Origin of the sequence: Mammaliicoccus lentus (assembly GCF_947036595.1) — a bacterium.
GTDB lineage: Bacteria > Bacillota > Bacilli > Staphylococcales > Staphylococcaceae > Mammaliicoccus > Mammaliicoccus lentus.
On record NZ_OX344834.1, the window covers coordinates 2382651 to 2402942 of the forward strand.

Below are 20292 nucleotides of genomic sequence, written 5' to 3' on the forward strand. Positions count from 1 at the left end.
ACCAAAAATAAAAAACAGAGAAACCTCAATTCAATAAGGTTTCTCTGCTTTTTGTTATTAATGAGCTAACATTTCTTCTTTAACTTCATCTTTAGACAGTTTTGAAGGGTAATATGTTGGCCAGTTGTCTAATTCTTTTAATACTTTATCTTTGTCATTTCCAGTAAAGATATGGAAGTGAGCTGATTTTTTAGGATAGATATTGTGATCGCTAAATTGTACATATTTAGGTAAGTCATCGTTTGAGTCACCTTTTAATTTAAAGGTATATCTTACGCCTCTATTTCCTTTTTCGTATTTAAGAATATCGTAACCATCATATTCATATTCACCAGTTGATGTTTTTCCATCTTTAGTGAAACTGATTTGATTACCTTCGATTTTAATGTTTTCTACGTTTGTTTTATATCCTTTGTCATAGTACTCTTTGTATTCTTTAGCTGACATTTTACCGTCTTCAGCTTTATGTTTAAATACTTCATCTAGTGTACCGTCTTTTAAAAGTGGATAAACTGATTGCCAGTCACCTTCGTAATCTGATAGTTCACGATCTTTAACTTGTTTATCTTTGAAGTAGCCATTTTCAATTGCTTTATCATGTGCTGCTTCTTTTTTCTCGTCTTTAGTTTTAATTTTATCATTTAAAGCTTTCTCGATGTTTTTAATGTTTTCTTTCATAAATGATTGATAAGAAATATCTTTGTCATTTAATTGTTCTTTCGATAATGATTCCATGTTGTTAAATGTAAGTGGTTTAGCATCTGTTTCTTTTCTAATTGTGTCAGTTACTTTTCCTGAAATATTGTTTTCATACAATACATATTTTGCATCTGTATCTCTAATTTCTTTAACAATTTCAGTTAATTCTTTTTGTGACGGATCTTCAGCATTCATACTTTGTACGCCTTTTTGTACGAATCCATAACGATGAGCTAAATAACCCAATGATTCGTGAGAAATGAATACAGTATCTCCCTCATGCCCTTTTGTTGCTTTCTTCATATCTTTATCGATATTTTCTAAATCTTTATTTAATTTTTTGAAATTCTTTTCATATTCATCTTTGTGATCTGGGTCTTTTTTAACTAATTCATCTTTAATACCTTTGATGAAATCTTGGTCTATTTGTGGATCTAACCATACGTGTGGGTCATAACCGCCATGATGATGATGTTCATGTTCGTGATCATGTCCTTCATGTTCGTGTTCTTCATGACTTTCACCATGCTCATGATCGTGCCCTTCATGGTCATGCTCTTCACCATGTTCATGTTGATCAGTTAATAATTCAGATTGATCAATACTATTTTGTAATGATAATTTTTTATCATCTTTCTTAATAGTAGATGCGACTTTTTTCGCAACCGGATCTAAATCGTCACCAGTGTATACGAATAAATCTGCTTTGCTCGCATTTAAAATATCTTTTTGTGTTGGTTCATAACTATGTAAATCCGTACCTGGTGGATAAATAGATTCTACTTCAACATGTTCTCCACCGATTTGTTCAATAAAAGATTTTAGCGGATAAACTGTTGTTTTAATTTGTAATTTATCTGAGTCGCTTTTACTACCTTTGTTACTGTCGCCTTGGTTACATGCAGCAAGTAACATTGCACAGACGAAAATGATTGCAAATAAGCCCGTCCATTTCTTCATCTAAAACACTCCTCTTCAAATAGTAACGTTTACGATTTAAAATTATAAACTTTAATTCACAAAAACACAAGACTACATTTCAAAATAATTACATTTATATATAAAGAAACGTTTACTTTGTTGTAATGTAAACGTTTTAGTATAATAGTGTAGAATCTTTTATAAAGAAGGAAGGGTTAATAAAATGGCAAAAGAAAGAAAAATTATTATGGACTGTGATCCAGGACACGATGATGCTATCGCTCTAATATTAGCAGGTGCTAAAACAAGTCCATTAGACATATTAGCAGTCACAACAGTTGCAGGAAATCAATCAGTCGATAAGAATACAAATAACGCATTAAACGTATTAGATATTATTAATAGAGGAGATATTCCAGTCTCAACAGGTGCTACAAGACCTCTTATTAAAGAAGCAGAGTTTGCTGAAAGTATTCACGGTGAAAGTGGATTAGATGGTCCAGAGTTACCTAAAATACCTAATCTCAAATCTACTGATAAACATGGTGTAGATGTTATTGTGGAAACTGTCTTAAACAGCGATGAAGCTGTTACATTGGTTGCTACTGGCCCACTTACAAACGTAGCAATGGCACTTATTAGAGAACCTAAAATTGCAGAGAACATTGATGAAATCGTAATTATGGGCGGTGGCACATTCGGTAACTGGACACCTACTGCTGAATTTAATATTTGGGTAGATGCAGAAGCAGCTAGAAGAGTTTTTGAAAGTGGTATCCCAGTTGTAGTCTTCGGTTTAGATGCAACACATCAATTATTAGCAGATGATTTAGTTATCGACCGCTTCAGTAAAATAGATAATAAAGTTTCTAATTTCGTTGTAGAATTATTAAAATTCTTTAAATCTACATATAAATCACAATTTGATATGGATGGCGGTCCTATACACGACGCTTGTACAATCTTATATTTATTAAATCCAGAAATATTTGAGTTACAAAAAACATACATCCAAATTGAAAATCAAAGCGAATTAACATACGGTACTATGTCAGTTGATTTAAATGACACGTATAATAAAGAAGCAAACGCTCAATTTACAACAGCTGTTAATCTCGATTTAGCATGGGATTTAATGGATAATACATTAAGAAGTTACTCAGAATAAAATACCTTTATCCAATAAAAACAAGGCTCCCAATCCAAGTAATTGGGAGCCTTGTTCATATTCTCCAAGACATTTCCTATATTATAACTTTCTTTTCTTATTACGAAGGTTTAATACATTTACTACATCTCTTATGTAGTCGCCTTTTAAGTTATAACTAAATTTATAAATGATATAACTAGCGATAACACTTATGATTGGCAATGCAATCATAATAAAACGCAATCCATTTTTTGTGTGTTCAGTTTGAACTTCGCCTGGCTGATAACCAAATAAATCTAGTCCCCAGCCTGTAAATAGTGCTGCGACAGCCATTGCTGTTTTCATTAAAAATGTTTGTGTAGATGTAATAACACTTTCATTTCTTTGACCAAATTTCATATCACTATAGTCTATAACGTCTGCTATAGATACTGTAATAATTCCCATAATAAAGCCAGTTCCTATTTTAATAAACGCTGTTCCAACCATAACAGGGATTGCTGCTGTTGGTGCGATATAACCAGCAAATAATATAATAATTAATCCTATAGTTAAAGAAATTGCTGCTATTGGAAATACAGCTTCTCTCGTTAACCATTTAGCAACTTTAGGGAATAGTAACAATGCTATAATTTCCATGAATCCCATCGCATTAAATAATGCGAATAATGCTTTAGATTCTGCTACATAGCTAAAATAATATATAGCCACGTTACCTAGAATTTGCAGACTCAAGAAAAATGTAACTAAAATACCTATATATGCTAACAATTCTTTATTAGTAAATAAAATTCTCCATATGTCTTTAAATCTTAAAGTGATGCCTGTATCTATATTTGTAGGTGCTTCGTATACGTTTCTTACAGTAATTAATATCGCAATGACGAATATTACAGCTATAATAGCTGTCATAACAAAGAATCCTGCAGATTGATCGCCGTTACCAAATATATTGTCAAAATACATTACGATAGCTAGTCCAGCCGTACCGATAAGTAAATTAGCCATACTCGCGAATACACGTGGTATGATTGAAACTTCTTCTCTTTCAACTGGGTTATTCGTTAAATTAGGCAACCAAGACCAATAAGGAACATCCATCATCGTGTATGTCATTCCCCATAAAATATAGAGTATTGATACAAATACATATAAACTTGTTCCAGTTAACCCAAAGTTTGTGAACATAATAACTGTTACAACAGAGTTGATTAACGTACCAATAACTAACCATGGTCTAAATTTACCCCATTTAGTTTTTGTTTTATCTACAATCATTCCCATTACCGGGTCATTAATAGCATCCCAAATACGCGCAACGAAAAATAATGTACCTACGAAACTTGCTGCAATACCTAAAACATCGGTGAAGTAAAACATTAAAAATGTTCCTGTAAGGCCAACAACTAAGTCTTTACCAAACGCACCGATACCGAAAGAATATTTTGCTTTACGGGTTACTTGCCTTTCCAAAAAAAGCCCCCCTTGAGTTATAACACCATTTAAAAGCGCTTACAAAATAGTGTGATATTTTTGTCTGATATTATTGTTGATTTCACTATTATTCGTAAGTTGGTAACCAGTCGCCATGTGCTTCAATTAAATCGTCACAAAGTGAAATAATATCATCCATAGACAATTCAGAAGCTGTATGCGGATCTAACATAGCTGCTTGATAAATTTTTTCTTTCTTTTGTGTTAATGCCGCTTCAATTGTTAGCAACTGTGTATTAATATTCGTTCTATTCAGTGCAGCCAATTGTTCTGGTAATTCACCAACGTAAGTAGGCGCAATTCCACTAGCATCTACTAAACAAGGAACTTCAACTACTGTATTTTCTGGTAAATTACTAATCAATCCACCTGTGTTTAATACGTTTCCACCAATTTTAAAAGGTTTATTTGTTTCCATCGCTTCGATGATATAAGAACTATATTCGTGTGAACGTTCATGCGTTAAGTTTTGATTGTTTACAATATCGTCACGCATATGTTGCCAATCTTCAATTTGATTTACACAACGTCTTGGATATTCATCCAATGGTATATTGAATTTTTCAATTAATTCTGGGTACTGACTCTTAATGAAATATGGATGGTATTCAGCATTATGTTCAGATGATTCTGTGACGTAATATCCAAACTTATCCATTAATTCAAAACGAACCATGTCGTCATGTGTTGTTTTTTGCTTTTCTTTAGCACGTTTTTTAATTTCTGGATATAAATCTTCGCCATCGCGCGTTATTTCAAGTAACCATGCCATGTGGTTAATACCTGCAATTTTTGCTTGAATGCGATCAGTTGGTAGTTCTAATGCCTCTAACAGTTCGCTCGCACAAACTTGCACACTATGACAAAGTCCAATAGTTTTGATGCCTTCTTTTAACATGATGTTTGTTAAAACAGCCATAGGATTCGTATAGTTTAAGAACCAAGCATCTGGACAAACTTCTTTCATGTCTTTTGCGAATTCTTGCATAACAGGTATTGTTCTTAAATTACGGAAAATACCTCCAATACCTAAAGTGTCTGCGATTGTTTGTCTTAGCCCATACTTTTTAGGTACTTCGAAGTCAGTAATTGTAGCTGGGTCATAACCACCTACTTGTATCGCATTAATAACATATTTTGCTCCTCTTAATGCTTCTTTACGATCTTTATATGATTTTACTTTGACAGTAGAATTCATACCATTTTTCAAGTTGTTTAACATCATTTCTGAATCGTTTAATCTTTCTTCGTCTATATCATATAATGCAAATTCAAAATCTTGTAACGCATCTACAGTCATACAGTCACCTAATATGTTTTTTGCGAAAACCGTGCTGCCAGCGCCTAAAAATGTTATTTTACTCATTATATTTACTCCTCCTAGCAATAGTTCATTCACTAAAATGTTTTATAAAACTAATATATTTTTAATTAAAAAATAATAATCAAGTTTATGAAAATTATTTTGTAACCGCTATAGCTTATATCTAGATTAGTTGTAAATCGAACTATATTCAATCGTAAATATTTTTAAAAAGAGTAATATATTGCTGTTTTAGTCTGAGAATATTTTATTTACCGCCATCACTGTTGTTTCTCTTCTATAACTATTAGGAGATACGCCAGTTACCTTTTTAAACACTTTACTAAAGTAATTACTCGAGCTAAATCCAACCTCAAGAGCTATCCATTCTATGTTTTTTTCATTCATGGATAAATACGTAAGCGCTTTATTAATTCTTATTTTTGCTAGGTAGTTAATAGGTGTATCATTCATGTACTTTTTAAACTCTCTTGTAAAATGATATTTTGATAAATCAGTAACTTCTACAATATCGTCCAAAGAAATATCATCTTTATAATTCTTTTCAATAAATTGAATAGCCTTAGCTATAGAAAGAGGATAGTTGTTAGGTTGCTGCTGACCATATTCTAAGTACTCTATGTATTTCATCATAAACGTATAAGCACTTGCAGAAGCTTCATAGCCATGATTAATACCTAGTGTTTCAACTTTTTCAATTGTTTCTAATATATATTGTATAGGAGCTGAGTGAATGGATAACTTAAATACGTGTCCATAATTATCAAAAACGTGCTGTGATAACTTTTCGACCTCTTTACCATATGTAGTGAAATAAAGAAATTCCCATTCGCTTGAATGTTTAGGTAAATAATATCTATGATCACTCGGCACACGAACAAAGAAAGCTTCACCCGGTTTTATACTATGTGTGCGTCCATTTATACTTAAAGCACCTTCTCCTTTTAAGGTATATTGAAAAATATAGACATCTTTCTCTCCTCTATGTAAACCATGCCAATGATAGTCATGTTCTTTACGTAGCTCATATCCAACAGAGTTCAATCCAGCTATTTTATTTTGATAGTCTCCTTTAAATTTAAAACCATAAGCATTATGTTTAAACGTCTTTTCCATAGTAATCCTCCCAAATTTCTTATAACTTTATATATTCGAAATCATGAAACTAATAATTAGTATAATAAAATAAGCGTCTGAGACATAACAATTGTAGGGAGTTGCGTCTCTAACGGGCTAGATATTTCAGTCTTGCACGTTACATTTTCTAACGGGCTAGTGTTTACAAACAAGCACGTTAGAATGAAGCTCACTGGGGTGGTACTAGGAATTTTCATACAAAATGAGATTTCTGTCCTACTCCCATATAAATAAATTCTCCTAATCCGTTAATAAAAATCTAACGGATTAGGAGAATCATTTTGAGCTAGGGATTTCTCTCCCGCTCCTTTATTATTTCATTACTTAATTTTAAGTTCGTTCTGTTAGTTGACCATCTACCATTTCAAATACTTTATCACAATATTTTGTAAGTCGTTGGTCATGTGTCACGATAATACCTAATTTATTTAATTCTTTAGTTTCTTTTCTTAAAATTTCCATTACTTCAATCGCATTTTCAGTATCTAAAGACGCTGTTGGTTCATCTGCTAGTATAACGGATGGTTTAGTATATAATGCTTTAGCAATCGCTACTCTTTGTTTCTGTCCACCTGATATTTCGCTCGGTAATTGATTTAAAATTTTATTTAAGCCTAATTGTTTTAATAAGCGATCTAGTTCATCTTTTGACATGACATCTTTTTTCACTTTTTTCAAAAGCTCAAATTGCTGGTTTACAGTTAAAAACGGTATTAAATTACTCGTCTGTAAGATGAAACCTATTTCTCTTAACCTTAATTTTGATAAAGCTTTTTCGTTAAAATGATTAATTTCTTTCCCGTTTAATAAAACTTTTCCTTCAGTAGGTAATTGCAGCGCACCTGCCATCGTTAACAATGTACTTTTACCTGATCCAGAAGGACCGATTATTGCAACGAGTTCACCTTTTTCTAAACTGAAGTTTGTTGACTTTACTGCTTCAATAGTATCATTACCGTCTTTAAATGATTTCGTAACATTTTCAAATGATAACATCTAAGTCCCTCCTATCCTATAACTTTTAATGGTTCTACTTTTCTAATGCTTAATACTGAGAATAAGCTACCTAAAATTGCTACGATTATTAATACAATTGCATATAGAAGCATCGTTAAATAATCAAATTTAATCGGGACTATCTCAGGTAGAAATGTTCCTGTTAGCACTGTTAAACCAAAACCAATTATTGTACCGATTAGTGCGATAATGATAGTTTGACTCATCACTGAACGTGCTAAGAAACCATTTGTAATACCTTGTGCTTTTAACACACCAAATAAGTTTTTCTTTTGTAATGTAATAATGTATAAGAAAATACCAATTACCATTGCTGAAATTGCAAATAAGAATACAATCATAAATGTTAGTGTTAGATTTTGTTCTTTATAACCTGGTAATTTCGTAATAAATGATTCAATTTCATTTACTTCTAAATCATTATTTAATTTAACGTCTTTCCAATTTTTATCTTTAACAACAAGTGCATTAATATTATCACCTTTAAGCATTGGGTTAAGCTTTTCAATCGTATCATTATTTGTAAATAATACAGGCGAAGCATTAAATTTTGCACTTTCAGAGAATCCTACTATTTCAAGTTTTTCATCACTATTAGATAACGTAAGTTCATCACCAATTTTAAAGCCTTTCGTTTTTAAAGTATGATCTGCTACAACTTCATTATCTTTTTTAAATAACTTCCCTTTTTCTAATTTAGGCATGAGGAAACCTTTAGAATCTATACCAAACACCGTAGCATTTTCTTTTCTATCACCGTTTGATGTAATGACAGCAGTTTGTTTCAAGCCTTCGCTATTCTCAAATTTACCATCAACTTTATCTGTATCAATAGAAGATTGAGCAATTTTTTGGTTAGCATCTTTATTCAATACAATTGCATTTGCTTTCCAAATATCAATACCTTCCCTGTTCATATTCATTAAACCGTTTGCCAAACCTGACAATAAAAACAGTAAATAACTAATCATAATTAGTACGCCAATAATTAAACCGAATTTCAATTTATTTCGACGCATTTCGTTCCATGCTAAGAACATTTCGCCAACTCCTCCATAAGTAAAAAATAATTCAATAACAATTATAGCATTTTCATATGGCAATTAATTAAAAGACGTAATATTGTAAAAAAAGAAACTATACTGTATAATTGAGAACAATTATCAATTAAGGAGGTACTATATTGACTTTAAAAGAAATATGTATTGTTGGTACACCTCACATTAGACTCGACCAAGGTTCTGCTACTTTTAAAGAATCATACGAGAAATACATAGAAGAATCTTCGATTATTATAAAGAAAATTGCACAATATTCACCCGACCTCATCACGATTGAATGGGATACAAGAGAGTCACTTCGCTTAAAGAAAGAATTTAAACAAATAATTAATCAACAACTTCCTCACCTATTAAACGAACATCATTTCATAGCTATGCCTTTAGCACATCAATTAGGCTTATCTGAAGTGTTGCCAATAGATTTTAATCAAATGCAAACACGTAAAATTCGCGCAAGTTTTGCTGACGAATATTTAGAAAATGCAGACGAAAAACTATATCAATATATGAATAATGCAAAAAATAAACACCAACTTTCTAAAAATCAACCCACTACATTATATGAAAAATTAACAGAACACAAAGAAGGACCTATATCTTTAGAGCAAGTATTTGCCATTCGTTCATTAGCAGATAGTCCAGGAATAGCTTTTGCATTAGAATGGTCTGAAAGAAATCACATCATGGCGACAAACATTATCAAAGCAGCATTAAATCATGAAAGAACTATAGTATTTACAGGTATGAGCCACGTTAGATTTTTAGAATTCATTATTGAATCAACTGGATTATTTAAAGTAATCCCTTCACAAGACATACTAAAATAGGAGAATAAAATGAAAAAATTAATCATATTTCTAGCACTTTGTTTAGTATTAGCGGCATGTAGTCAAAGTAATGAAAATAAAGCTCAAAGTAATGATAAAAAAGAAACTGTTAAAATAAAACAAAAGTATGAACTACGCGGTAAATATAAAGATGGCCGAGATGCAGAGAATAAAGAAGAAGAAGTAACCGTGCCCAAAAATCCACAAAAAATCGTAACATTTGATTATGGAGCTGCAGATATTATTAAATCACTTGGTAAAGAAAACAGTGTCGCCGGTATCTCAATAGGTTCAAGCACTTCGATGTTACCTGAAGAACTTAAAAACTTCACAGATGATAAATATAAAAATGTTGGAGAATTAGGAAAACCAAATTTTGAAAAAATCGCTGAAATCGACCCAGATTTAATTATATTTTCTAACAGAACAGCAAGTAGCGAAACTTTAAAAGAATTTAAAAAAGCCGCACCTGACGCAGCCTTAGTTTATATAGGATCAGACGACAATAATGTAGTAAAATCAGTCAATGACAACACGAAAAAATTAGGTAAAATCTTAGATAAAGAAGATAAAGCAACAGAATTAACAAATCAATTAACCAATGAAGAAACTAAGGCTAAAAACCAAACGAAAAAAGTCGATGATTCCATTATGTTATTACTTGTAAGCCAGGGAGAATTATCTACATACGGACCAGGCGGAAGATTCGGCGGTTTATTATACGATCAACTAGGATTTAAACCAGCAGATAAAGATATAAAACCAAACCCACACGGACAACCCGTTAGCTTTGAATACGTCTCGTCTAAAAAACCAGAAGTTATATTTGCGATGGATAGAGATGAAGCTACTGACGGTAAAAGAACGAGCGAGAAAGTGTTATCAAACGATGTATTAAAAAATGTCCCCGCAGTTAAAGACGACAACATTATCAATCTAGACGCAAAATCATGGTACTTCTCATCAGGCGGTATCAAATCAACAATCAAACAAATACAAGAAATACAAAACATCGCGAAAAAATTACAAGAATGATAAGAAGAAACGACTAATCCGAGTTGGATTAGTCGTTGTTGACACGTTTTATGAGTTGTGACAATATAGCTATCCTTGTTGACACGTTTTATGAGTTGTGACAATATAGCTACCCTTGTTGACACGTTTTATGAGTTGTGACAATATAGCTACCCTTGTTGACACGTTTTATGAGTTGTGACAATATAGCTCCCCTTGTTGACACGTTTTATGAGTTGTGACAATAAGGACATCACACCTGATATAATTCACCGTATTAAAAATAAAAAAATAACGAGTCCGGGACATAAATAGTAGTCTCGGACTCGTTCCTTATTAATACAATGCTAATGGTTCTTTAGTTGTTGGTGGCGGGAATTCTGAATCGATTTTTTGAATATCTTCTTCGGTTAAATGAATATTACTGGCTCCCATATTATTTTCAATATGAAGTTTATTAGATGATTTCGGTATAGCTAGTGTATGACCATCTCTAATATTCCATGCTAACAGTATTTGAAATACGTCAACTTCATATTTTCTAGACAATTCTAGAAGAACAGGACTTTTAGTTAAATTTTTACCTAGTTTATCTCCTCTAGCTATAGGTGCATATGATATTAAGGTAATGTTATTTTCTCGCATAAATGGTTTTAAATCATATTCTATTCCTCGATCACCTATATTATATCTAACTTGATTAGCTACACATTCATGACCATTAGGTAAACTAAGTAAATGTTTCATATCGCTCGTATCAAAATTTGATACGCCCCATTCTTTTATTTTTCCTAAATTTTTCGCTTCTTCAAATGCGCTAATTGTTTCTTCTAAAGGATACTGACTTTTCCAATGTAATAAATATAAATCAATATAATCTGTACGTAGTCTTTTTAAACTGTTATCTATACTTGTTAATACTTTATCCCTCGATGCATTTTCAGGATGCACTTTTGAGATAATATATAATTTTTCTCTATCATAAGATTGTATTGCTTCACCTATTAACTCTTCTGATGCGCCATCGCCATACATTTCAGCCGTATCAATTACATTTGCGCCTTGGTTTATAGCGAATTGAATAGCATCAATCTCATCTTGATGATTATTTGAATCGTCACCCATTTTCCAAGTTCCTAATCCAATCGGTTCTATACTCATATCTTTTATATTCACCATAACTACACCCCATTTTGTATAATGTGTATTAGTTTCATACTTTAATGGTAAATGTTTTAGTGTATTATTACAAATACCTGTTTTACATAAAGAGTAATGCTTATAGAGCATAGTTAGGAATTTACATATTAGTCATTTAATTTTGGATAATCTATTACTCTCGTTATATCAATAAGATCTTGAGAGCCCATGTTTTCTTCTGTTATATTTTCCATCTGTTTTAAAATAGCGTTTCTTTTTTCTATTTCTTCATCATTTTTAGGATATAAAATTGATGAACCGTCATTTTCTACAGCATTTTGATTTATCTCTGCAAATGGTTTCATATATTTTTCGTAAGCAATAAAAGCATCTTTAATACTATTGTTCTTCTCTAATTCATCAGCTAAAATATATGCTCCTATCATTGCTAAACTTGAACCTTGTCCTGTTAAGAAGGATGGTGCATGTGCTGCATCTCCAACTAATACTGCTCGATTTTCCGCCCATTGATCCATAATAATTTGAGTTGTCGTATCAAAATATATATCTTCAGTTTGCTCTAATGTTTCTAAAAGATTTGGAGCTATACCACCTACGTCTTTAAATTTATCTTTGACTAATTTTTTGTGACCTTCTATATCTCTATGGTTTACAAAAGGTTCTTCTTCATCACTAAAGATTAAAAACGCATGTACTGATTCTTTGTTTTCAGTAGCATACATGATAGCTGTTCTGCCTGGTTCAGAATAAATCATACCTTTTTTATACATATCTAAATAGTTCTCTACTGTAAATCCAGTAAAACAATGTCCTAAATAATTTGTGAATTGGCTTTCTTCGCCAAATGTTAATTTTCTTGTATTAGAATGTATACCATCTGCTCCAACTACTAAATCATAGCTGCCTTGCTTTCCACTTTCTAATTCAATTTCAACTCCATCATCTAAATGATTCATTGTTTTAATAGAATCATTAAAAATGAGATTTATATCATTTTCTTCAACACATTTATACAAAGCTGTAGTTAAATCACCTCTTGGTATTTCAATATCTTCGTTTGCTTTCATAGTAGCATCTGTAAATTGTGAGATTACACTATTGTCATTATCAAGAATTTTAAATTTCATATTGTTTAAATTTTGAGCTTTTAATTCTTCATATATACCCATCATTTTAACGATATTAATGGCACTACCTCTCACATCTATAGGGTAACCTCCACCTCTAATTTTTGATGCTTTTTCAACGATTGTTACCTCAAAACCTTTTTTATTTAGCCAATATGCTGAAGTAAGTCCTGCAATGCTAGCGCCAGAAACTAATATTTTTAATTCTTTCATGTTTCATCATCCTTTATTATTAATTGACACTCAGTGCCATTAATTAAAATGTAACTTATTTGGCACTCAGTGTCAAAATAAAAAGATTATGCTATAATGTTGTTAAAAGTTTTGGAGGACAATTAAATGAAAGAAGATACTAGAAAGCAAATACTTGAAATTGCAGATAAATTATTCGAAGAAAATGGATATGATAAAACAAGTATGGATAAAATTGCTAAAGAATCAGGTGTTTCAAGACGTACACTTTTTAGATATTTTGAATCGAAAAGCGAAATTTTGTTTCTAAGCAATAACGATTTATTAAAAAACACTTTAGATGAATTTTTAGATGGAAGTTATACATTGGAAAGTATTACGCAAAAATTAATTAATGTATTAGATAATGCATCACACGAAGATAAAGTGAATTATATGGAATCAATGAAGAGACTTAAAACAGAACCAGATTTCCAATCTCAAATACTATATAAAATATTAAAAATACTACCACAATTTCCTTCAAGCGAGTCAGACTCCTCGGATGTATTAAAAGGTGCACTATTCGGAAATATACTCGTAGCTTGGTCTAAAATCATTGAAAATCCTACAGTTGATTCATTAGATTTAATAAAAGAACAAATAATTGAATTTCAAAAAAGATTTTTAGAAAACTAAATAACCCCAATCAAATGGATTGGGGTACACCTATATATTTGATTTTAAACGTAATTTTTCTACTGCTAAATTTTTGATTAATAAAACTAATAAAGAAATTAAAATTGTAATAACAATAGTGACGAATATGGCACTAAGGGCATAGTAACTACCTATTAAATGATACTTTTTAATAATATTTTCTATTACACTTATTATTGGTAAATGAATAATGTACATAGTAAAACTGCATTTACTCAGTGTTTTAATAAAAGCATTTTCTTTATTAAAATATTTATAGAACAACTTGAAAATAACTAACATGATGCTCACACCAAATAAAGCTTCCCAAAATGAATACAATATAGAAGCTAATGATAAACCACCTGAAAATGAAAAGTCAGATATACCGATAATTACTGCGGCTAAATATATTGGCAAACTTAATAAGATATAAAAAATACTTAATTTCCATTTAGTATTTTTTATTTTTTCTAATAAATTAAACTTAAATGCTACAATTCCTAACATGAAAGCAATTAAATATTGTGGCAGATCCCCTATACTTGGTGTGAATTTTAATAACCAATCGTAAATCACTGTACTGATTAACGGTTCCCCTCCAATTAAAGGCATAAATACTCTCCAAACATAGAGAACAAGTGCATATAAAATAATAAAAGAAATTATATTTAATTTTAATATTGGCATTTTAAAATTTGTGTATTTTTTAATTAATACATATCCAAGATTAAATATAAACAACATGGCAATAAACCATAAAGGACCTATATTCATACTCTTGAAAAATACATTTATATCGTATGTTTTGTTAAATATAAAATATTCACTTATAGGTTGAATTTGGCTAAGAATAATAAAATAAAAAATAATAGGTAATACTAATTTTTTAAAACGCTTCTTTAAAAATAGTTGACTGCCCTTCCGATTATATGAGTTTTCAACAAATAACCCTGAGATTAAAAAGAATCCACCCATAAAAAATGCTTGGTTAAAACTAACGAGTAGAGAACTAATCCCATTTATAGACTCATTGACCTCCCCAGATACTACATAGCTCATTAAAGAATGATGAGTGATAACAAGCAATGCGAAAAATAATTTGATATTATCTAGGTACGTTATATGCTTTTGCATAAACTACCTCCTTCAAAAGTACATACTAACTTTAATACAGTTGTATTAAAAATTCAATAAGTTTATAATATTAATCGAGGTGAAAAATAATTAATAAAAAATCTGAACAAAAGAAAAAAGAAATTAGTAATGTAATAATAAAGCTTATATATAGGGATGGATTAGATACTGTAAGCTTTAGAAAAATATCTAATGAATCAGGATGGTCATTAGGATCTATTCAAAATTTCTTTGGAAATCAACAAAGTTTATTAATTTTTATTTTTAAAATAATCAGTGAAAATGGCCAAAAAAGAATGGAAAAACAAAATTTATTTGTAAATAAAATAGATTTTGAAGAATTTATAAATTTTGCATTACAACTGTTACCTTTAGACAAAGAAAGAGAAATTGAATTTGTAGCATGGACAGCGCTAGTAAATAAATCGTTATCCAATGAAGATATGAGGAAAGTCGCTCACGACAATTTATTAAAAAATTACGAAGGTATAAAACAAGTTTTTAAATTAATGGTAGACTCTGGTATTTTCAAAGCAACTTTAGATATCAATAAATCGACTAACGAGTTTTACTCATTTTTAGAAGGCTTATCACAGCATAGCTTATTATTACGTGACTATTATAATGATAAATTGTTAAAGGATCTTGTTGAAAGGTTTGTAAAATCTAATTATTTGGACAAAGACTTAAATAATTAGACTAGTGAAATCATAAAAAATTTATACATGTTAAAAATCTTTAAAATTTCCCTACTCTCTAACCACTATCACTACACAAAGGTACGATTTTTAATACTATGTATTATTATTTTGCCTTCTTCCATATGAATACTGAGTGGTTTAATATGCTATATATCATAAAGCATTAAATTAAGAGAGGGATTAATAATGAATGAAACTATAAATTTATTACAGAATCACAGTTCAGTACGAAAGTTTAAAAATAAACCTTTAACTGATGAACAAGTAAACCATATTTTCAAATCTGCTAATCAAGCGTCATCGTTTAGTTTACTTCAAGCTGTTTCTATTATAAGAATCACTGATGAGGATACAAGAAAGGCTATAATGGAATTAAGTGGCCCTCAAAGTTATATTCAAGAAGCTGCTGAATTCTGGATATTTGTTTCAGATTTCAATCGAAATCATCAAATTGCACCAAATGTTGATATAACTTATACAGAATTTTTACAAATAGGTGCTGTAGATGTTGGTCTAATGGCTCAAAATGCTATGATTGCTGCTGAATCAATGGGATTAGGTGGCGTTTATATCGGTGGAGTAAGATTAAATATTGAAAAACTATCAGAATTACTCGAACTTCCTAAGTATGTCATTCCATTAGTTGGTCTATGCATTGGTTATCCTGCTGAAGAAAAAGCACAGTTGAAACCTAGGTTACCAAAAGAAGTTGTAATGCATCATAATAAATATGAAGAATTTAGCTTAGAAGATATAGAAGATTACGATCAAGAAATGAAAAAATATTATGAGAACAGACCAATAAGAGCGCCCTTTACAGCTAAAAAAGTTAAAGGTTGGAGTGACCATATTGATGATCACTTGGAAAGAAGTATTCAACCGAATATGTTGAGTTACCTTAACAAGCAAGGTTATGCTGTAAAGTAAGTTTTTAAAGATTAATAATAAAAAGAGCCTTAAATATAAGGCTCTTTTTATTATTAAATTTATATAGTCATTTAACACGTTTAACGACATTACCGGTTATTATTAAAATAATTCCAATTACACATCCAATTATTACAGGAATAGAAAAAGATTCTTCAAGAAATAATATATTAATTAAGCCCCATATAAAGAAGAGAACTATAATAGAAACACCATAAAACAAGAACTTTTTAGATAACTTTTCTACATTCATTTATAAATAACCTCCAAAACGAACAATTTTATTCTTGTATAAATTATATCATTTTATTGGTTAATGAAACTTATAGTTAAAGACTTTTTATTATTAATAAAAAAATCTTCCGTTAAAATTTGTAACGGAAGATCTTTAATTTATTGATATTTTTATACAGCTAAAAACTCTAAACGTTGTCTTTCATGCTTATCAATTACAATTTGTGAAGCATCAACGCCTAATTCAATTAAGTTTTTAATGTTTTGAGCTACGAACTCATCACTACCTACAATATAAAATAGGTCATTCTCTTCTGGTTTAATACTATTCACTTCTTCATAGTACGCTTGTCTGCTATCCACAAATTTTGAGGTGAATTTTTTATCTGGAACAGAATTAAATATATCATTGAATAAAAATTCTGAAGATGAATCAACGTTTATAGAATGTATTTTATGAACGCCTTCATTATCTTCTAAATACTTAAGTACTAATGGTCTAAACGTTGCTAACCCTACTCCTGAAGATAATAAGTAGACATTTTTATTTTCTCTCTTTAATGGAACGTTAGAATGCGTTTTAAAAATCGCTACTTCTTGTCCAACATCTAAATTTCTCAAAATTTGTTTGAACTCAGAGCATTGCTCTCGTATTCTCGTAGTAATCCCGATTGTGTTCTCATTAGGTACAGTGGATATGGACATATGTCTTACCAAACTCTTATTTGGTTTTTCACCTTCATTGAATCCTTTCAAACCAAAGTGCGTATGCGCGCCTTCTTCCCAAGTAAACCCTTCTGGACAATCCAGCAAATAAGTCTTAATTTCAGATGTTTCATCTATAATTTTATTTATTTTAGTCCAATATATCTGCATTAATATATCCTCCTGTTCATTTATATCTATCTACTCAATATACCTTAAATGATAATGATTATCAATTGAAATGAATAGATATTTAAATATACTTATAAAAATTATTAGGGTAAACTGATATATAAGGAGAAGGTGATTGGATGATAACACGTGAAGAAATTTTTGATTTTGTTAGGGATAAATATAATATAAAGTCAGATTACCCTTGGGAAAAGTATTCTAATTATGCTGCTTTGAGACATAAAGATAATAAAAAATGGTTCGGGCTAGTTATGGATATTACTTCTGATAAAATCGGTTTAAATACTGATGAACATATTGATGTTATTAATCTTAAAGTTAGAAAAGAGTTTATAGGCCCTTTAAGAAAAAAAGAAGGATTTTATCGTGCTTATCACATGGATAAATCTAATTGGATTACGATTAATTTGAAAGAGATAAATACAATTAATGACATTAAAGATTTAATTGCCGAGAGTTATGAATTAACGACATAAGGTTTAACTATATAAAACAAGAGCCTGGGCTTAGCCCGGGCTCTTGTTTATTTAAATATTAATCATATTTCGTTACAATCAAAATGTTTTTGTTAGGATTTTTCTTTTCAATCACTTTATAATATTTATCAGTAGATTTTGAATAGTATTTATAAACACCATCAGAAAATTCATCGACTTTCTTAGCATCTTTCTGCATAAATTCTTCTGGCGATACGTCATCATTTGATTTGTTGATAACTTTTATAATAGTATTGCTTTCACCTAAAATATATTTTGTTTGTGTTTCTTCGTCATAATAAGCACCTTGTTCTTTATGATCACTTAAAGTAAGGTCTCCATATACAACGTTTTCTTGTTGTTTAAGTTCTTCTTTTTCTTCTGACTTTTCTTCAGACTTCTCTTCAGATTTAGAATCTGTCTTACTTACTTTTTCTTCTTTATTAGAACCTTGATTCTCTTGTTCACTCTTATCATTGCTTTCTGAAGTACTACATGAAGCTAATAACAATAACGCTATTAACGTAGTAAAATAAAGTTTTTTCATCTACAACACCTTTTATTATTATTTATTCTGCAGTTTCTCCGCCGTCTACTGGAAGATTAACACCGGTAATAAATGAAGATTGTTCTGAACATAACCAGACAGCCGCGTTTGCTTGTTCATTTGGTACGCCCATGCGTCCCATTGGAATACCCGCTTCAAATGCTTTCGCTTGTTCTTCAGCATTTTTACTCCAAGTTTCAACTGCCGAAGTTCTTGCCATACCTGGGCAAATTGAATTAATACGTATATTTTGCTTACCAAATTCTAAAGCAGCGCTTTTAGTTAATCCGTTCACACCGTGTTTAGCTGAGATGTATGGTGATAAACCAGGTGTACCGACTAAACCTCCAGTAGAAGCTGTATTGACGATAGCTCCTCCACCAGACTCAAGCATAGCAGGTATTTCATATTTTAAACATAAAAATGTACCAGTCAACGTAACATCTATCGCACGTTGCCATTGTTCTGTTTTAATTTCTGTTACTGGAGCTGTTGGTGCACCAATTCCAGCGTTATTGTGTGCCCAATCTAATCGACCAAATTGTTCAACAGTTTCGTTTACTAAGTTTTTAACATCTTCTTCTTCAGCAACATTACATTTAATAAATTGAGCTGTTCCACCTTGTTCTTTAATTAATCTAACCGTTTCATTTCCACCCTCTTCAGAAATATCCGAAACGACTACAGTAGCACCAGCTTTCGCAAAGGCTAACGCGCTTGCTCTACCAATACCATCTCCAGCACCAGTTACAATTCCGACTTTATTTGTCATTAAGTTTTCCATTATTTACCCCTCTATCTCTATATTTTTAATATAATTTAATACTGCCGCCGTCTACCATAACTGTTTGTCCTGTAACGTATTGAGAATCACTACTAGCTAAAAATACTGCTACTGGTCCAATATCATTTTCTACATCTCCAAATTTTTGTAACGGGATACCTTTAACGACTTGGTTATAATATTCTGGATTTTCTTTTCTCCATTGATCAACGCCTTCAGAGTATGCAATAGGAGAAATGATATTCGCATTAATTCCAAATTCTCCAAATTCATTTGCAATAACACGCGTCATACCTCTAATAGCTTCTTTAGCTACAACATAAGCACCTTGATTTTTATCTCCTTTAACAGCTGCTCCTGAACCAAAGTTGATGATATTCCCTTTTGTTTCTTTTAAATGAGGTATCACCATTTGACATAAATAGAATGACGCATAAAATCCTGTATTTAAAGATAGCTCTAAATCTTCTTCTGTAATATCTAAAAAGCTGCTCATTCTTGATGCATGTGCGTTATTTACTAATATATCAATTTGACCATATGTTTGAATTGTAATATCTACACACGCTTTTAATGATGCTTTATCACTTAAATCTGTTTTAATAAATAAAGTTTCATAACCTTGGTTATTTAATTCTTCGCTTAATGCTTGTCCTTTTTCTTCAGCGATGTCCGCAATAACAACCTTTGCATTTTCTTTAACATAAGCACGTACAATACCAGAGCCTATGCCACCTGCTCCACCTGTTACAATTGCAATTTTATTATCTAATTTAGTCATATAAAT

At 30.8% G+C, this 20292-nt stretch carries 21 protein-coding genes; 7 read left to right on the forward strand and 14 right to left on the reverse strand.

Features of this window, described 5'->3' with window-relative positions; genetic code table 11:
* Window positions 1-57: 57 nt before the first annotated feature.
* Window positions 58-1659: a zinc ABC transporter substrate-binding lipoprotein AdcA gene (gene adcA, locus ACNMOQ_RS11845; protein ID WP_323710652.1), complete on the reverse strand. Its 1602-nt coding sequence runs from the start codon at window positions 1657-1659 to the stop codon at window positions 58-60.
* A gap of 184 nt (window positions 1660-1843) precedes the next feature.
* Here adcA and ACNMOQ_RS11850 point away from each other — a divergent pair, with 184 nt between their 5' ends.
* The gene (locus ACNMOQ_RS11850; RefSeq protein WP_416349870.1) at window positions 1844-2788 is read left to right on the forward strand and encodes a nucleoside hydrolase; all 945 of its coding nucleotides are present in this window, start codon (window positions 1844-1846) and stop codon (window positions 2786-2788) included.
* Between the two features lie 81 nt (window positions 2789-2869).
* On the opposite strand, the gene melB is transcribed toward ACNMOQ_RS11850, so the two are convergent.
* From melB to ACNMOQ_RS11875, 5 genes are all read right to left on the reverse strand, one after another.
* A complete protein-coding gene (gene melB, locus ACNMOQ_RS11855) occupies window positions 2870-4243 on the reverse strand; it encodes a melibiose:sodium transporter MelB (protein ID WP_103269255.1) in 1374 nt (457 codons plus the stop codon).
* An 88-nt stretch (window positions 4244-4331) separates the two neighbouring features.
* Window positions 4332-5630, reverse strand: a complete 1299-nt coding sequence (gene melA / locus ACNMOQ_RS11860; protein WP_416349871.1) for an alpha-glucosidase/alpha-galactosidase — start codon at window positions 5628-5630, stop codon at window positions 4332-4334.
* A gap of 189 nt (window positions 5631-5819) precedes the next feature.
* Entirely contained in the window at window positions 5820-6704 is an 885-nt protein-coding gene (locus tag ACNMOQ_RS11865) for an AraC family transcriptional regulator (protein WP_416349872.1), read from the reverse strand.
* A gap of 351 nt (window positions 6705-7055) precedes the next feature.
* Window positions 7056-7721 carry an ABC transporter ATP-binding protein gene (locus ACNMOQ_RS11870; RefSeq protein ID WP_064204788.1) on the reverse strand — a complete coding sequence of 222 codons (666 nt, stop codon included), beginning with the start codon at window positions 7719-7721 and terminating at the stop codon, window positions 7056-7058.
* A gap of 11 nt (window positions 7722-7732) precedes the next feature.
* Complete coding sequence (locus tag ACNMOQ_RS11875; protein WP_416349873.1) at window positions 7733-8782, reverse strand: ABC transporter permease; 1050 nt, start codon at window positions 8780-8782, stop codon at window positions 7733-7735.
* Between the two features lie 143 nt (window positions 8783-8925).
* Between ACNMOQ_RS11875 and ACNMOQ_RS11880 the strand changes: the two genes are divergently transcribed.
* The gene (locus tag ACNMOQ_RS11880) at window positions 8926-9630 is read left to right on the forward strand and encodes a DUF5694 domain-containing protein (RefSeq protein WP_416349874.1); all 705 of its coding nucleotides are present in this window, start codon (window positions 8926-8928) and stop codon (window positions 9628-9630) included.
* 9 nt (window positions 9631-9639) lie between these two features.
* A complete protein-coding gene (locus ACNMOQ_RS11885) occupies window positions 9640-10665 on the forward strand; it encodes a siderophore ABC transporter substrate-binding protein (RefSeq protein ID WP_416349875.1) in 1026 nt (341 codons plus the stop codon).
* A 315-nt stretch (window positions 10666-10980) separates the two neighbouring features.
* Here ACNMOQ_RS11885 and ACNMOQ_RS11890 read toward each other — a convergent pair whose 3' ends face one another.
* Together ACNMOQ_RS11890 and ACNMOQ_RS11895 are read right to left on the reverse strand one after the other, a co-directional pair.
* The gene (locus tag ACNMOQ_RS11890; protein WP_416349876.1) at window positions 10981-11823 is read right to left on the reverse strand and encodes an aldo/keto reductase; all 843 of its coding nucleotides are present in this window, start codon (window positions 11821-11823) and stop codon (window positions 10981-10983) included.
* A gap of 128 nt (window positions 11824-11951) precedes the next feature.
* Complete coding sequence (locus tag ACNMOQ_RS11895) at window positions 11952-13145, reverse strand: FAD-dependent monooxygenase (RefSeq protein WP_416349877.1); 1194 nt, start codon at window positions 13143-13145, stop codon at window positions 11952-11954.
* Between the two features lie 126 nt (window positions 13146-13271).
* Between ACNMOQ_RS11895 and ACNMOQ_RS11900 the strand changes: the two genes are divergently transcribed.
* On the forward strand, window positions 13272-13802 hold the full coding sequence (locus tag ACNMOQ_RS11900) for a TetR/AcrR family transcriptional regulator (protein ID WP_017001087.1): 531 nt from the start codon (window positions 13272-13274) through the stop codon (window positions 13800-13802).
* A gap of 30 nt (window positions 13803-13832) precedes the next feature.
* On the opposite strand, the gene ACNMOQ_RS11905 is transcribed toward ACNMOQ_RS11900, so the two are convergent.
* The gene (locus ACNMOQ_RS11905) at window positions 13833-14939 is read right to left on the reverse strand and encodes an acyltransferase family protein (protein WP_416349878.1); all 1107 of its coding nucleotides are present in this window, start codon (window positions 14937-14939) and stop codon (window positions 13833-13835) included.
* A gap of 296 nt (window positions 14940-15235) precedes the next feature.
* Between ACNMOQ_RS11905 and ACNMOQ_RS11910 the strand changes: the two genes are divergently transcribed.
* Entirely contained in the window at window positions 15236-15637 is a 402-nt protein-coding gene (locus ACNMOQ_RS11910) for a TetR family transcriptional regulator C-terminal domain-containing protein (RefSeq protein WP_016999012.1), read from the forward strand.
* A 189-nt stretch (window positions 15638-15826) separates the two neighbouring features.
* On the forward strand, window positions 15827-16567 hold the full coding sequence (nfsA, locus tag ACNMOQ_RS11915; RefSeq protein WP_416349879.1) for an oxygen-insensitive NADPH nitroreductase: 741 nt from the start codon (window positions 15827-15829) through the stop codon (window positions 16565-16567).
* 67 nt (window positions 16568-16634) lie between these two features.
* Here nfsA and ACNMOQ_RS11920 read toward each other — a convergent pair whose 3' ends face one another.
* The gene (locus tag ACNMOQ_RS11920) at window positions 16635-16820 is read right to left on the reverse strand and encodes a hypothetical protein (protein WP_016999014.1); all 186 of its coding nucleotides are present in this window, start codon (window positions 16818-16820) and stop codon (window positions 16635-16637) included.
* A 152-nt stretch (window positions 16821-16972) separates the two neighbouring features.
* Window positions 16973-17677 (reverse strand): dihydropteridine reductase, encoded by a 705-nt coding sequence (locus tag ACNMOQ_RS11925; protein ID WP_182093741.1) that lies wholly within the window; start codon window positions 17675-17677, stop codon window positions 16973-16975.
* Between the two features lie 140 nt (window positions 17678-17817).
* Here ACNMOQ_RS11925 and ACNMOQ_RS11930 point away from each other — a divergent pair, with 140 nt between their 5' ends.
* A complete protein-coding gene (locus ACNMOQ_RS11930; RefSeq protein ID WP_416349880.1) occupies window positions 17818-18174 on the forward strand; it encodes an MmcQ/YjbR family DNA-binding protein in 357 nt (118 codons plus the stop codon).
* Window positions 18175-18232: 58 nt separating this feature from the next.
* Here the strand turns inward: ACNMOQ_RS11930 and ACNMOQ_RS11935 are convergent, their stop codons facing one another.
* Genes ACNMOQ_RS11935 through ACNMOQ_RS11945 form a run of 3 tightly spaced genes read right to left on the reverse strand, consistent with a single transcriptional unit; the run spans window position 18233 to window position 20286 of the window.
* Window positions 18233-18721 (reverse strand): hypothetical protein, encoded by a 489-nt coding sequence (locus tag ACNMOQ_RS11935; RefSeq protein WP_416349881.1) that lies wholly within the window; start codon window positions 18719-18721, stop codon window positions 18233-18235.
* A gap of 22 nt (window positions 18722-18743) precedes the next feature.
* A complete protein-coding gene (locus ACNMOQ_RS11940) occupies window positions 18744-19505 on the reverse strand; it encodes an SDR family NAD(P)-dependent oxidoreductase (protein WP_416349882.1) in 762 nt (253 codons plus the stop codon).
* Window positions 19506-19530: 25 nt separating this feature from the next.
* The gene (locus ACNMOQ_RS11945) at window positions 19531-20286 is read right to left on the reverse strand and encodes an SDR family NAD(P)-dependent oxidoreductase (protein ID WP_416349883.1); all 756 of its coding nucleotides are present in this window, start codon (window positions 20284-20286) and stop codon (window positions 19531-19533) included.
* Window positions 20287-20292 lie beyond the last annotated feature (6 nt).

Bases quoted from the DNA above. Each gene is read 5' to 3' on its own strand.
- adcA (WP_323710652.1), bottom strand. From the start codon at position 1,659: ATGAAGAAATGGACGGGCTTATTTGCAATCATTTTCGTCTGTGCAATG.
- ACNMOQ_RS11850 (WP_416349870.1), top strand. From the start codon at position 1,844: ATGGCAAAAGAAAGAAAAATTATTATGGACTGTGATCCAGGACACGAT.
- melA (WP_416349871.1), bottom strand. From the start codon at position 5,630: ATGAGTAAAATAACATTTTTAGGCGCTGGCAGCACGGTTTTCGCAAAA.
- ACNMOQ_RS11865 (WP_416349872.1), bottom strand. From the start codon at position 6,704: ATGGAAAAGACGTTTAAACATAATGCTTATGGTTTTAAATTTAAAGGA.
- ACNMOQ_RS11870 (WP_064204788.1), bottom strand. From the start codon at position 7,721: ATGTTATCATTTGAAAATGTTACGAAATCATTTAAAGACGGTAATGAT.
- ACNMOQ_RS11875 (WP_416349873.1), bottom strand. From the start codon at position 8,782: ATGTTCTTAGCATGGAACGAAATGCGTCGAAATAAATTGAAATTCGGT.
- ACNMOQ_RS11885 (WP_416349875.1), top strand. From the start codon at position 9,640: ATGAAAAAATTAATCATATTTCTAGCACTTTGTTTAGTATTAGCGGCA.
- ACNMOQ_RS11890 (WP_416349876.1), bottom strand. From the start codon at position 11,823: ATGGTGAATATAAAAGATATGAGTATAGAACCGATTGGATTAGGAACT.
- ACNMOQ_RS11895 (WP_416349877.1), bottom strand. From the start codon at position 13,145: ATGAAAGAATTAAAAATATTAGTTTCTGGCGCTAGCATTGCAGGACTT.
- ACNMOQ_RS11900 (WP_017001087.1), top strand. From the start codon at position 13,272: ATGAAAGAAGATACTAGAAAGCAAATACTTGAAATTGCAGATAAATTA.
- ACNMOQ_RS11905 (WP_416349878.1), bottom strand. From the start codon at position 14,939: ATGCAAAAGCATATAACGTACCTAGATAATATCAAATTATTTTTCGCA.
- ACNMOQ_RS11910 (WP_016999012.1), top strand. From the start codon at position 15,236: ATGGAAAAACAAAATTTATTTGTAAATAAAATAGATTTTGAAGAATTT.
- nfsA (WP_416349879.1), top strand. From the start codon at position 15,827: ATGAATGAAACTATAAATTTATTACAGAATCACAGTTCAGTACGAAAG.
- ACNMOQ_RS11920 (WP_016999014.1), bottom strand. From the start codon at position 16,820: ATGAATGTAGAAAAGTTATCTAAAAAGTTCTTGTTTTATGGTGTTTCT.
- ACNMOQ_RS11925 (WP_182093741.1), bottom strand. From the start codon at position 17,677: ATGCAGATATATTGGACTAAAATAAATAAAATTATAGATGAAACATCT.
- ACNMOQ_RS11930 (WP_416349880.1), top strand. From the start codon at position 17,818: ATGATAACACGTGAAGAAATTTTTGATTTTGTTAGGGATAAATATAAT.
- ACNMOQ_RS11935 (WP_416349881.1), bottom strand. From the start codon at position 18,721: ATGAAAAAACTTTATTTTACTACGTTAATAGCGTTATTGTTATTAGCT.
- ACNMOQ_RS11940 (WP_416349882.1), bottom strand. From the start codon at position 19,505: ATGGAAAACTTAATGACAAATAAAGTCGGAATTGTAACTGGTGCTGGA.
- ACNMOQ_RS11945 (WP_416349883.1), bottom strand. From the start codon at position 20,286: ATGACTAAATTAGATAATAAAATTGCAATTGTAACAGGTGGAGCAGGT.